This window comes from Burkholderia sp. LMG 13014 (genome assembly GCF_905232215.1).
Lineage (GTDB): Bacteria > Pseudomonadota > Gammaproteobacteria > Burkholderiales > Burkholderiaceae > Burkholderia.
This window is the reverse complement of the sequence record NZ_CAJNKE010000147.1, coordinates 1-12,081: the sequence shown is the minus strand read 5'-3', so window position 1 is coordinate 12,081 and position 12,081 is coordinate 1. Positions and strand designations below refer to the sequence as shown.

The following is a 12,081-nucleotide window of genomic DNA, read 5'->3' as shown; positions in this document are numbered from 1 at the left end:
GTCGGTGGCGGGCGCTCGGGTATCGCCCACGAGCAGCAGGGTGACTTCGATGCGAAATGCCACGCTCATGTAGACTCGTGTGCCCTTCAACGGAGTAGATGCGATGCAACTGCTTGATCACGTGTCAATCAGCGTGCCGGATATCGAACTGGCACGCCCGTTCTACGACGCCATCATGGCCGCACTCGGGGCAGCCAAGGTCTATGACCGTCCGACCGCGCTCGGCTATGGCGAACGCTGCAATGCGAACGACACCGCGTCGACTTTCCTGGCGGTCTATCTGGATCCCGCTGAAATCGGCGTGAGCAAGCGGCACTGGTGCTTCAAGGCCGCGAGCCGCGAGCAGGTGGATGCGTTTTTCAAGGCTGGCCTGTCGACGGGCGGGCAGTCCGACGGCGAACCCGGCTTGAGGCCGCATTACCACGGCGAATACTACGGCGCGTTTCTCGTCGACCCGGCCGGTAACAGGGTGGAAGCGGTGTGTCACGCGGCCGTGCCGACGCACGCATCGTGATGAGGTTGCGGTTGCATCGACGCTCGCTTGCGCATGTGACGCTGCGGTGATCGCCACACGCCGGCTCGATACCGGCCGGCGCGCGGAGCGCGTTCGCATGCTCGCAGCCTGCGCCGTTCAATCGAAGTAGTTCAACCCCATCGCTCCCTTCACCTCCGCGAGCGTCGCGCCGGCGACGTCCCGCGCGTGCATCGTGCCGCGCTTCAGGATCGCCATCACTTCGGCCTTGTCGGCCTCGAATTCGCGGCGGCGTGCGCGGATCGGCTCGATCAGTGCCTGCAGCCGCTCGTTCAGCACGCGCTTGACGACGCTGTCGCCGAGCCCGCCACGACGATAGTGGGCCTTCAATTCATCGACCTTCTGCACGTCGGGCTCGAACGCATCGAGGAACGTGAACACGACGTTGCCCTCGACCTGGCCGGGATCGCTCACGCGCAGGTGGTTCGGGTCCGTGTACATGTCCTTCACGGCTTGCGTGATCTCGTCCGGCGTCGAGCCGAGCGTGATCGCGTTGCCGAGCGACTTGCTCATCTTCGCCTTGCCGTCGATCCCCGGCAGCCGCGTGACCGCCGACAGCACGGCCTCGCATTCGACCAGCACGGGCTGCTCGACGGTTGCGTTGAAGCGGCGCACGAGTTCGTTGGTCTGCTCGATCATCGGCAGCTGGTCGTCGCCGACCGGCACGTGCGTCGCCTTGAACGCGGTGATGTCGGCCGCCTGGCTCACCGGGTAGGTCAGGAAGCCGGCCGGGATGTCGCGCTCGAAACCGCGCAGGCGGATCTCTTCCTTGATGGTCGGATTGCGTTCGAGGCGCGCGACCGTGACGAGGTTGAGCAGGTATTGCGACAGCTCGGCAAGCTCGGGCACCTGCGACTGCACGACGATCGTCGAGATCGCCGGGTCGATGCCGACGGCGAGATAGTCGAGTGCGACTTCGATCACGTTCTCGGTGACGCGCTGGCGGCGGCCCATGTTGTCGGTGAGCGCCTGCGTGTCGGCGAGCAGCAGGAACTGCTTCGCTTCGTGCTGCATTTGCACGCGGGCGCGCAGCGAGCCGATGTAGTGCCCGAGGTGCAGCGGGCCGGTCGTGCGGTCGCCGGTGAGGATGGTCGGACGGGTCGGGTGAGTCATGTTGGTCGTTGCTCCGGGTTATCGAAGCCGCCAGCCATGGTGTCCGCGCAGAAACGCAAATGCCGCCATCGCTGGCGGCATCACGTTTGGGACATGCAAAAGGAAACGGGCCGCCTGGGTCAGGCGCGCCACCAGCAATGCACGTTCGGCGAGGCGGGTCGGGTTTCCATTGCGAGAGTATAGCGTAGTGCGGGGATGGACGGCCGTGCGCGTCAGCGGATCACCGACTCCATCGCGAGGTAGGCGGTTTCGGCCGACGGCCACAGCAGGTACAGCAGGCCGGCCATCAGCAGCAGCGCGCCGGTGCGCGCGAGCGGCGTGCGGTCTTTGCCGTGCGGAGAACGGGAGGACTGCTTCGGTTTCTTCATGCTTGCAGGCGCGGGGAGCGCCACTCCAACGGTTGCTGCAACGGGTCGCGCGGGGCGATGCCGGGGTGTTGCGGGGTTCAACGGGGCGTCCCGACACGTCGTGCTGCGTTTGAGCACGCATTCGGTACGTGGGGCGGCCCGGCACACGACGATCCCGGGCAGATCGGTCGCATGCGACGCGCATGCTATCAGCTTGGCAGACCGAGAACCGTCAAGAATTGTCGGGCAATGGCCGGCTCGACGTGCGTTCAAACACGGCGACGTTTGTCGCCGGCCTTCGGAAAGAATGAAAAAATCAATAAAATCAATGAATTGTATTTCGTCGAGGCTTCATCAAGCCTTCCGTCGCACGATCGCGCGGCCGCTGGCATGGTGCGATTGTTTTTGCGTGAACGTTGCAATTAAAATCAATGACCAAACAATTAAGTGCGCAGGTGGCTTGGCGGTCTGAGAGCGCCGTTGCCGAATGCCCTATCGACAAGTGAACGTGACCGAAATGTTGCGCGCCTTCGTTGGCGCGCTCGATCAGAACAATCGTGCGATCCGGTTTCACTGGGGCCGTCACCATGATGCGCTGGCCCACGTCCTGGTACCGCAAACATCGATTGGCCGGAAGGCCTCGGTGCCGGGAGCGAAGGGCACCTGATCTGCCAGTCTTCATGCCCGGATCTTCCGCCCTCCACCTTTCTGGGGTTGCCGCTTGCGGTGCAACCGAGATGGATCGAGGAAGCCGTACCCGATCAACGGGATCATCACTGATGTCCGCGCCGACCGGCTTCCCGCATCCGTTCCATGATGCGCGTGCAACAGGCGTTCGCTTTTCCTGAGCAGGCTTCCCAAATCGTGCTGAATCAATTGCGTTCGACTCCCGCCAACCGTATCGGCTTGACCCGGTTGGTTTCGGCTTTCCTGTTCGTTGCATGCGCAGCCTGCTCAATGAACGATTCTCCTTCTCGCAACATGTCGTTGACCGCCTTCAACCCTCATCGCACGGCGTTTGCGTGCAAGCACGAGGTTGACGTGGCTCCCCCGCTCGATCCCGAGGCCGATCGATGGAATCAGCAGGCATTGGTGCAGACCAGCGCGCTGTTGTGGCCGAACCAGCGCGATTACAAGGGCGCTGTCGATTTGTGGACGAAGGCGGCCGAGCGCAAGCACTGGAAGGCAATGCTGAATCTGGCGAATGCGTACGCCCAGGGGGAGGGGGTGGATCGTGATTCCGAACATGCGCTGCAGATCACCGAACAGGCGATGAAACTGGGTATTCCGGCGGCCTACGATCTGATGGGTACGTATCACATGGACGGGATGGGCGTAAAGCAGGATGCCAGTCGCGCCTATGCATTCTGGCAATTGGCCGCCGATATGGGCAGTCCGAGTGCGATGGCGTATCTGGGTGACAAGATGGACGCGCTCTATGACGATCCCAAGGCGGGGTTCTGGGGCAACCGCAAGATCGCACTCCAGATGCTTGAATGTGCGGTGGCGCAGGACAACGGACGTGCGGCGTATGTGTTGGGAACGACGATTGCGGGCGATCGAGCCGAGTTGGGCGAGAACAACGAACGCGCGCTCAAGACGCTGCATGCGGGCGTGAAATTCGGCAGTGCCGAGAGTGCTGGATATTTGTTCGGTGCGTTCGATGATGGCGATCCGGTAGCCGGTGGCGTGAAGGATCGCGCTCGTGCCGAGCGTTATATCGTCCTTGCCGATCGCCTGGAACGCGACCCCGACCTGCGTCTGCCGAACCTGGACAAGGTGGTGCCGCTGCCGCCGGCCAAACTGCCCAAGTGGGACGGCAACAAGGAGACGTTGATCAACGCGGCTAAGGCGGCGACATCCGCGCCGGCGTCGCCGGCCGAGCCCGCCGTGAACCCGGGTCGCTGAGTACGGGCCGCACGCACGTGCCCGATGGCGACATGCCGCCGCAGAAGCCGCAGGTCAGTGTCGGCAACGCTGCCGAGAACGCTTGACCGAGCAGAGATGCGTAACTCGACGATTGCAGCGATGGTGTGTGTCGGCGGCCTGATCCTGACTGCCTGGGCTGCGTTTGCAGTATTGCAGGCCGTGGCCCAGATCAGCGGAGGTGGCTACGGTTCGCATGACGTGAACGATTTTGCGATTGAGCATTTCCTGCTTCTCGGTCCGCTGCTTGCGTTGGGTGGCTTGGTCGCATGGTTCGCCAGCCGGGGTTCGTCGACATCTGACGACGATGTGGATGAACGGCCCTCGGGCAAGGATGAACGCGATCCGGCCGCGCCCGCGCACCGGGACGCCGACCGATAAGCCGTGCTGAAATAGCCTGCAGGCAAGATCGGTGCAATTTTAAATGCCCCGGTCTTGTGGGCCAGGGGCACTTGAGCGCGTCGGGCGAGATCCGCCTGCGGAGGTGGCGGCCGGTCGGCGAAATTCGACACGGCGTTGCCGGCGCGCGCATGGGCGGCCGACTCGATCTGCATGGCCAACACGCTGCGCGACCACCCATGCTCGAGCGATTTTTCCGCATATCCAGGCCGCTGCAGGGCGTCGTCAAACGTGTCGAGCAGTGTCACAACGTGCGACCACGGTCATTGTGCAACGGGCGGGTGCACACATGCCTGCCGCGGAAAGGCTTGTGCGAGGGCGCGCATGTACTGGATTCGCACCGCAGCCAGACATGGCCATCGTCTCTCGCGTGAGCGCCATAAAGCTACCCGCACCGCTCACCACCCCCGCCATCCCCAGCTTTTTGTTCGTCAACACCAACAAAAATCATCATTTCGCGCCCGCCTGCGCATCAGCAGAATGTCTCCATTCCAACTCACGCGACAGCACGAGCGTCGCACTGAGCCGCACTTCAGAAGGAGACAGCCGTGGCAGTCGAAACAACCTCAATCGATACGCTCGTCGTCGGCGCCGGTCAGGCCGGCGTGGCCATGAGCGAGCACCTGGGCAAGCTGGGCGTACCGCATCTCGTGCTGGAGCGCAGCCGCATCGCCGAGCGCTGGCGCACGGGGCGCTGGGATTCGCTGGTCGCGAACGGCCCCGCGTGGCACGACCGCTTCCCCGGCCTTGAATTCGACGGCCTCGATCCTGACGCGTTCGCGTCGAAAGACCAGGTCGCGGACTACTTCGAAGCATATGCGCGCAAGTTCAATGCGCCGATCCGTACGGGCGTCGAGGTCAAGAAGGTCGTGCGTAATACGGGCAAGCCGGGCTTCGTTGTCGAGACGTCCGACGGCACGATCGAGGCGAACCGCGTGGTCGTCGCGACCGGGCCGTTCCAGCGCCCGGTGATTCCGCCGATCGCGCCGGACGACGCGCGCCTCGTGCAACTCCATTCCGCCGACTATCGCAACCCGGGCCAGCTTCCGGACGGCGCGGTGCTGGTGGTCGGCGCGGGTTCGTCGGGCGTGCAGATCGCCGACGAACTGCAACGCGCGGGCCGGCAGGTCTACCTGTCGGTCGGCCCGCACGATCGCCCGCCACGCGCGTATCGCGGCCGCGATTTCTGCTGGTGGCTCGGCGTGCTTGGCGAATGGGACAAGGAAATCGCGACGCCCGGCCGCGAACACGTGACGATCGCGGTGAGCGGCGCGCGCGGCGGCCATACGGTGGATTTCCGCAAGCTCGCGAACCAGGGCGTGACGCTCGTCGGGCTGACGAAGTCGTTCGACGGCGGCGTGGCCGTGTTCGAACGCGATCTCGCGATCAATCTCGCGCGCGGCGACGAGAACTACCTGTCGCTGCTCGACGCGGCCGACGCCTATGCGGCGCGCAACGGTCTCGATCTGCCGGAAGAACCCGAAGCGCGCCACATCCTGCCGAACCCCGAGTGCGTCGCGCATCCGATTCTCGCGCTCGACCTCGCCGGCGCGGGTGTCACGTCGATCATCTGGGCGACGGGCTACGCGGTCGACTACGGCTGGCTGAAGGTCGACGCGTTCGCCGACAACGGCAAGCCGCAGCACCAGCGCGGCGTGTCGAAGGAGCCGGGCATCTATTTCCTCGGGCTGCCGTGGCTGTCGCGGCGCGGCTCCAGCTTCATCTGGGGCGTGTGGCACGACGCGCGGCACATCGCCGATCACATCGCGACACAGCGCACCTACCTCGACTACCACGACGCATCGCAGCGCCGCTCGACCTCGCACGCGGCGCAGGACGGCGCCGCGTCGCACGCCGACGCGCAGCCGCTTGCCGACGTGGTGAACTGACCGAACCCATGCCGCCCGCCGCACCGCGTTCGCATCCGGTGCGGTGGCGTGACCCTTGACGACCGAAGGATTCCGATGAGCCAACCCACCCATACCCGTATCCGCATGTTCAACACGAAGGATACCTACCCGAACCAGACGCTCGACAACGACCTGTGCCAGGCCGTGCGGGCCGGCAACACCGTCTACGTGCGCGGCCAGGTCGGTACCGATTTCGACGGCAAGCTGATCGGCCTAGGCGATCCGCGCGCGCAGGCCGAGCAGGCGATGAAGAACGTCAAGCAACTGCTGGAGGAAGCCGGCAGCGACCTCACGCACATCGTGAAGACGACGACGTACCTGATCGACCCGCGCTATCGCGAACCGGTGTACCAGGAAGTCGGCAAGTGGCTGAAGGGCGTGTATCCGATCTCGACGGGGCTCGTCGTGTCCGCGCTCGGCCAGCCGCAGTGGCTGATGGAAATCGACGTGATCGCCGTGATCCCGGACAACTGGCAGCCGAACCGCGCGTAGGAGGCGACATGACTTTCTCCATCGTCGGGCGCTGCCCGGAGACGGGCCAGCTCGGGATCGCGATCAGCTCGTCGAGCATCGCGGTGGGGGCGCGCTGCCCGTGGGTGCGCGCAGGTGTCGGCGCTGTCGCGACGCAGAACATCACGCTGCCGGCGCTCGGCCCGCAGATCCTCGACCTGATCGAGCACGAGCAGCTCGCGCCCGCCGCGGCGCTCGACCGTGCGCTCAGCGCGAACGGCTGGAGCCAGTACCGGCAGGTCACGGTGATCGACGGGCAGGGGCAGACAGCGTGCTTCACCGGCAAGGAAGCGCTCGGCACGCATCACGCGGTGCAGGGCGAGCAATGCGTGGCAGCCGGCAACCTGCTGGCCGCGCCGGCCGTGATCGACGCGATGGCGCGTGCCTTCGAACAGGCACCCGGCCTGCTCGCCGATCGCCTGCTGGCCGCGATGCATGCGGCGATGGCGGCCGGCGGCGAGGCGGGGCCGGTGCATTCGGCCGCGCTGAAGGTGGCCGGCGACGTGACCTGGCCGATCGTCGACTTGCGCGTGGACTGGGCCGATGCCGATCCGATCGGGCAGCTCGATGCGCTTTGGCAGGCGTATCGGCCGCAGATGCAGGACTACCAGACACGCGCGCTGAACCCGACCGCCGCGCCGAGCTACGGAGTGCCGGGCGATGAATGACACGTCGAGCCGTGCCTTGCTGGAGCGGCTGATCGGTTTCGCGACGGTCAGCCGCGATTCGAACCTCGAGATGATCGGTTTCATCCGCGACTATCTCGAGGGCTTCGGCGTCGAGAGCGAACTGTTCTACAACGGCGAACGCACGAAGGCGAGCCTGTACGCAACGATCGGGCCGCGCGATCGCGGCGGCATCGCGCTGTCGGGCCATACCGACGTGGTGCCGGTCGACGGGCAGGCGTGGACGGTCGAGCCGTTCCGGCTGACCGAGCGCGACGGGCGTTTGTACGGCCGCGGCACGGCCGACATGAAGGGCTTCATCGCATCGGTGCTCGCAGCCGTGCCGGCGTTCGTCGCCCGGCCGTTGAGCGTACCGGTGCATCTCGCGTTCTCGTACGACGAGGAAGTCGGCTGCCTCGGCGTGCGGCCGATGCTGGAAGCGCTGGCCGCGCGCGAGCACCGGCCGCGCCTGTGCCTGATCGGCGAGCCGACCGAACTGAAGCCGGTGCTCGGTCACAAGGGCAAGCTCGCGATGCGCTGCCACGTGAAGGGCGCCGCGTGCCACTCCGCGTATGCGCCGTCGGGCGTCAATGCGATCGACTATGCGGCGAAGCTGATCGGCCGGCTCGGCGAGATCGGTGATGCGCTCGCGCGGCCCGAACGGCACGACGAGCGATTCGATCCGCCGTTCTCGACCGTGCAGACGGGGCTGATCAAGGGCGGCCGCGCGCTGAACATCGTGCCGGCCGAATGCGAATTCGATTTCGAGGTGCGGGCGCTGCCGGATTTCGATGCGCACGACGTGCCGAGGAAGCTGCAGGACTATGCGGAATCCGAACTGTTGCCGAGGATGCGCGCGGTGCAGCCCGATACCGACATCCGGCTGCAACCGCTGGGCGCGTATCCGGGGCTTGCGACCGCACCGGACAGCGAGGCCGCGCGCCTGCTCGCGATGCTGAGCGGCTCCGATGCGTTCGGGACGGTGGCGTTCGGCACCGAGGGTGGGCTGTTCGGGCAGGCCGGCATTCCGACCGTGGTGTGCGGGCCTGGCAGCATGGACCAGGGGCACAAGCCCGACGAGTTCGTCACGCTCGACCAGCTCCACGGCTGCGACGCGATGCTGGGCCGGTTGGCCGCGCATCTCGCTGCGGCCGCCTGAACCGGCGAGCGGCCGACACGCACGCACCGCATCATGCGGCGCGTGCGTTTTCCTGTTCCTGCCTGTTTCTTATCGCGCCGTTTCCGCGACGATCTGCGCGAGCCGCTCGCGGCAGAAATCGACGAACGACTGCGCCTGCTTCGTGAGCTGACCGCGCTTCAGCCGCGCACTCACGAGCCCCGACGGGCTCACCGTTTCGCTGAGCCCGATCGTCACGACCCGCTGGCCGTCGTACGTGTATTCGGAATGCGGGCGCGTGACGAGCAGCGAGAAGCCGAACCCCTGGCCGACCATCCCGCGCACCATCTCGATCGACGGCGATCCGAACACGATGTTCGGCGTGAGCCCGAGTTCGTGAAAGAGGCTGACGAAATACGTGCGGCTCGGCTGCACGTCGAGCAGGATCATCGGCTCGACGCAGAGGTCGCGCAGCGACACGTGCGTCTGGCCCGCGAACCGGTGGTTCTCCGGCAGCAGCACGTACGGCTGCTGCGGCGGCATCAGCGGCTCGGTCTCGATCGTGCCGTCGAGATCGTGGTCGTACATGAGCGCGAGATCGAACGTGCCGGACGTCAGGCCCTGCACGAGTTCCTGCTGGTCGCCGTCGCGCAGCCGGATGTTCACGCCCGGGTAGCGCTCGCGAAAGCCCGCGATCAGTTGCGGCAGGTAGAGCGGCGCGACCGTCTCGAAGCAGCCGATGTCGATCTGCCCGGTGATCACGTCGTTGTCGGCGAGCGCGTTCTGCTCGAATTCGTGCGCGATGCGCAGCAGCTCCTGCGCTTTCCGGTAGAAGCGCGTGCCGCCCGGCGTGAGCGACACGCCCTGCGCGTGATGGCGGATGAACAGCTTCACGCCGAAGCTTTCCTCCAGCCCCTTGATCGCGCTGGAGATCGACGGCTGCGCGATGAAGAGCTGGCGCGATGCCTCGGCGACGCTGCCGGATTCCACCGTCGTCACGAAGTATTTCAGTTGCCGCAAAGTGTAGTGAGCCACAAGCACCTCTGATGCACGGCCCCGGCGTGCCGCCGCGGGCGCAATCTGTCCATGGTTTGCGTAGCACCTTACCTGAAAGCCGCCCGGGGCCGGAATGTCCGCTGCAGAGCTTTTTCGTATGTCGCGGAAATATTTTTAGTATTTTCCGGCCACGATGCGCGTGGCGCACCATCGTCTCCAACCTGGATCACGACGATCACGAAGCGGTTGCGCACGCGGCAGCGGGACATGTCATCCGTCCCCGCGTGCGCATCGTCCGCGTCGTTCGACACCGCCGCGCGTGCACGCGGTGCGTCGTCGCTCGCGTATCCGGACCCGATTGCAGGCGCGTACCCCAACGCGCGCCGGCTGACACGGCACGCGCGCATCGCCGCGCAGGACAGGAGACATCACCATGACGAACGTGGACCGCAATGCGTCCCCGATGATAGAGAAGCACACGATCGGCTACGTGCCGCCCGCGGAACGCCACGGCAAGGTGCGCGACCTGTTCACGCTCTGGTTCGGCGGCAACATCGCGCCGCTGCCGATCGTGACCGGCGCGCTCGGCGTACAGATGTTTCACCTGAACCTGATGTGGGGCATCGTCGCGATCGTCGTCGGCCAGGCGGTCGGCGGCGTGCTGATGGCGTTGCATTCCGCGCAGGGGCCGCAGATGGGCATCCCGCAGATGATCCAGAGCCGCGCGCAGTTCGGTTCGTGGGGTGCGTTGCTCGTGACCGTGATCGCGGCCGTGATGTACGTCGGCTTCTTCGCATCGAACATCGTGCTCGCCGGCAAGTCGGTGCACGGCATCGCGTCGTCGGTGCCGGTGCCCGTCGGCATCGTGATCGGCGCGGTGGGGTCGGGGCTGATCGGGATAGTCGGCTACCGGTTCATCCACATCCTGAACCGGATCGGCACGTGGGTGCTCGGCATCGGTATCGTCGTCGGCTTCTGGATGATCCTCACGCACGTGACGACCGACGATTTCCTGACGCGCGGCGGCTTCGACTTCGCGGGATGGCTCGCGACGGTGTCGTTGTCCGCGTTGTGGCAGATCGCGTTCGCGCCGTACGTGTCGGATTACTCGCGCTATCTGCCGGAAGACGTCGGCGTGGCGTCGACGTTCTGGGCGACCTATCTCGGCTGCACGATCGGCTCGACGCTCGCGTTCATCTTCGGCGCGGTCGCGGTGCTCGCGGTGCCGGCCGGCGCGGATACGATGGACGCGGTCAAGCAGGCGACTGGCCCGCTCGGCCCGCTGATGCTCGTGCTGTTCCTGCTGAGCGTGATCAGCCACAACGCGCTGAACCTGTACGGCGCGGTGCTCGCGGTGATCACGTCGGTGCAGACGTTCGCATACAAGTGGATTCCGACCGCGAAGGCGCGCGCGGTGGTGTCGGTCGTGATCTTCGTTGCGTGCTGCTACGCGGCGATCGGCGCGTCGACGAACTTCGTCGGCAACCTCGTCGATCTCGTGCTCGCGCTGCTCGTCGTGCTGGTGCCGTGGACGGCGATCAACCTGATCGACTTCTACGTGATCCACAAGGGCAAGTACGACATCAAGTCGATCTTCATGGCCGATGGCGGGATCTATGGCCGCTTCAACCCGCAGGCGCTGCTCGCGTATGCGATCGGCATCCTCGTGCAGATTCCGTTCATGAACACGCCGATGTACGCGGGACCGATTCCCGCGCATCTCGGCGGCGCGGACCTGTCGTGGGTCGTGGGGCTGGTGCTGACGTCGCCGTTGTACTACTGGCTCGCGACGCGCGACAGCGCGTACCGGCGCCGGCAGACGGGCGCGACGATGCCGCCGACAGCGGCGCGTTGATCGGCGCATGGCGCGGTGCGCGGGAGGCAGGCAGCGTGCCGTCTCCCGTGCTGCGTGGTGGAGGGGGCGATGAATGCCGAATACCAAATGCAGGCTTGCCGTGCAGTCATCGCACCGCGGCCCCGGCTCCGGCTCCGGCAGGCAACGTGTCCGGTCGTTCGCGACGAGATGCGGAATCGGCCGATGGAGTAGAGTGCATCGTCCGGTCCGGCCGGATGTGCGGGAAACGCAGCGACGCGACCGCGCATACGGCCACACACGACCGGATCGCATCTCCATCCGCCGATGCCGGCAACCGGCCGACGCGAGCCCGACAATCGATCGTGGAGCAGGAACATGCCCCTTCAGCTGCATAATCCGGCCGGCGTCGCCGAGCCGTTTTCCCGTTACAGTCACGGCGTCTCGGCGCCGGCCCAGGCACGCTGGCTGCACATTTCCGGCCAGGTCGGGGTCGCGCCCGACGGCAGCGTGCCGGACGATCCCGAGCGGCAGATGGAACTGGCCTGGGACAACCTGTTCGCCGTGCTGGCCGACGCCGATATGGTGGCGTCGGATCTGGTCAAGGTGGACGGGTTCCTGACCCGTCCGGATCTGGTGCCGCTCTATCGCACCGTGCGTGAGCGGCGGCTGGGCGGCCACGCGAGCGCGTCGACCGTCGTGATCGTCAGCGGCCTGGTCGTGCCGGCGCTGCTGGTCGAGATCCAGGCGGTC

General features: G+C 65.9%; 13 protein-coding genes. 10 read left to right on the top strand and 3 right to left on the bottom strand.

The window, feature by feature from the left end; genetic code table 11:
• Positions 1 to 103 precede the first annotated feature (103 nt).
• A complete protein-coding gene (locus tag JYJ84_RS16745; RefSeq protein WP_174957345.1) occupies positions 104 to 514 on the top strand; it encodes a VOC family protein in 411 nt (136 codons plus the stop codon).
• A gap of 117 nt (positions 515 to 631) precedes the next feature.
• On the opposite strand, the gene trpS is transcribed toward JYJ84_RS16745, so the two are convergent.
• A complete protein-coding gene (gene trpS / locus JYJ84_RS16740) occupies positions 632 to 1,645 on the bottom strand; it encodes a tryptophan--tRNA ligase (protein ID WP_043192038.1) in 1,014 nt (337 codons plus the stop codon).
• A 212-nt stretch (positions 1,646 to 1,857) separates the two neighbouring features.
• Positions 1,858 to 2,013, bottom strand: a complete 156-nt coding sequence (locus JYJ84_RS16735) for a hypothetical protein (RefSeq protein WP_175220621.1) — start codon at positions 2,011 to 2,013, stop codon at positions 1,858 to 1,860.
• A 487-nt stretch (positions 2,014 to 2,500) separates the two neighbouring features.
• Between JYJ84_RS16735 and JYJ84_RS37840 the strand changes: the two genes are divergently transcribed.
• The 7 genes from JYJ84_RS37840 (at position 2,501) to argE (ending at position 8,561) form a co-directional block, all read left to right on the top strand.
• Positions 2,501 to 2,659: a hypothetical protein gene (locus JYJ84_RS37840; protein ID WP_236027329.1), complete on the top strand. Its 159-nt coding sequence runs from the start codon at positions 2,501 to 2,503 to the stop codon at positions 2,657 to 2,659.
• Between the two features lie 146 nt (positions 2,660 to 2,805).
• A complete protein-coding gene (locus tag JYJ84_RS16725; protein ID WP_236027331.1) occupies positions 2,806 to 3,900 on the top strand; it encodes a tetratricopeptide repeat protein in 1,095 nt (364 codons plus the stop codon).
• A gap of 96 nt (positions 3,901 to 3,996) precedes the next feature.
• Positions 3,997 to 4,299 (top strand): hypothetical protein, encoded by a 303-nt coding sequence (locus tag JYJ84_RS16720; RefSeq protein ID WP_175220782.1) that lies wholly within the window; start codon positions 3,997 to 3,999, stop codon positions 4,297 to 4,299.
• A gap of 566 nt (positions 4,300 to 4,865) precedes the next feature.
• Positions 4,866 to 6,206, top strand: a complete 1,341-nt coding sequence (locus tag JYJ84_RS16710; protein ID WP_175220619.1) for an NAD(P)/FAD-dependent oxidoreductase — start codon at positions 4,866 to 4,868, stop codon at positions 6,204 to 6,206.
• A gap of 75 nt (positions 6,207 to 6,281) precedes the next feature.
• Positions 6,282 to 6,719 (top strand): RidA family protein, encoded by a 438-nt coding sequence (locus tag JYJ84_RS16705; protein ID WP_011349682.1) that lies wholly within the window; start codon positions 6,282 to 6,284, stop codon positions 6,717 to 6,719.
• Positions 6,720 to 6,727: 8 nt separating this feature from the next.
• Entirely contained in the window at positions 6,728 to 7,405 is a 678-nt protein-coding gene (locus tag JYJ84_RS16700) for a DUF1028 domain-containing protein (RefSeq protein ID WP_122950566.1), read from the top strand.
• Entirely contained in the window at positions 7,398 to 8,561 is a 1,164-nt protein-coding gene (gene argE, locus JYJ84_RS16695; RefSeq protein WP_175220617.1) for an acetylornithine deacetylase, read from the top strand. The genes JYJ84_RS16700 and argE overlap by 8 nt, the downstream gene beginning before the upstream one ends.
• 69 nt (positions 8,562 to 8,630) lie before the next feature.
• On the opposite strand, the gene JYJ84_RS16690 is transcribed toward argE, so the two are convergent.
• The gene (locus tag JYJ84_RS16690) at positions 8,631 to 9,554 is read right to left on the bottom strand and encodes a LysR substrate-binding domain-containing protein (protein ID WP_042973786.1); all 924 of its coding nucleotides are present in this window, start codon (positions 9,552 to 9,554) and stop codon (positions 8,631 to 8,633) included.
• A gap of 394 nt (positions 9,555 to 9,948) precedes the next feature.
• Here JYJ84_RS16690 and JYJ84_RS16685 point away from each other — a divergent pair, with 394 nt between their 5' ends.
• Positions 9,949 to 11,370 (top strand): cytosine permease, encoded by a 1,422-nt coding sequence (locus JYJ84_RS16685; protein WP_174957338.1) that lies wholly within the window; start codon positions 9,949 to 9,951, stop codon positions 11,368 to 11,370.
• A gap of 336 nt (positions 11,371 to 11,706) precedes the next feature.
• Positions 11,707 to 12,081 (top strand): RidA family protein (locus JYJ84_RS16680; protein ID WP_205189296.1); only part of this gene is annotated, 375 nt, incomplete at its 3' end.

Excerpts from the sequence above, each read along its gene's own strand:
- JYJ84_RS16745 (WP_174957345.1), top strand. The coding sequence starts at position 104 with ATGCAACTGCTTGATCACGTGTCAATCAGCGTGCCGGATATCGAACTG.
- trpS (WP_043192038.1), bottom strand. The coding sequence starts at position 1,645 with ATGACTCACCCGACCCGTCCGACCATCCTCACCGGCGACCGCACGACC.
- JYJ84_RS16735 (WP_175220621.1), bottom strand. The coding sequence starts at position 2,013 with ATGAAGAAACCGAAGCAGTCCTCCCGTTCTCCGCACGGCAAAGACCGC.
- JYJ84_RS16725 (WP_236027331.1), top strand. The coding sequence starts at position 2,806 with ATGATGCGCGTGCAACAGGCGTTCGCTTTTCCTGAGCAGGCTTCCCAA.
- JYJ84_RS16720 (WP_175220782.1), top strand. The coding sequence starts at position 3,997 with ATGCGTAACTCGACGATTGCAGCGATGGTGTGTGTCGGCGGCCTGATC.
- JYJ84_RS16705 (WP_011349682.1), top strand. The coding sequence starts at position 6,282 with ATGAGCCAACCCACCCATACCCGTATCCGCATGTTCAACACGAAGGAT.
- JYJ84_RS16700 (WP_122950566.1), top strand. The coding sequence starts at position 6,728 with ATGACTTTCTCCATCGTCGGGCGCTGCCCGGAGACGGGCCAGCTCGGG.
- argE (WP_175220617.1), top strand. The coding sequence starts at position 7,398 with ATGAATGACACGTCGAGCCGTGCCTTGCTGGAGCGGCTGATCGGTTTC.
- JYJ84_RS16685 (WP_174957338.1), top strand. The coding sequence starts at position 9,949 with ATGACGAACGTGGACCGCAATGCGTCCCCGATGATAGAGAAGCACACG.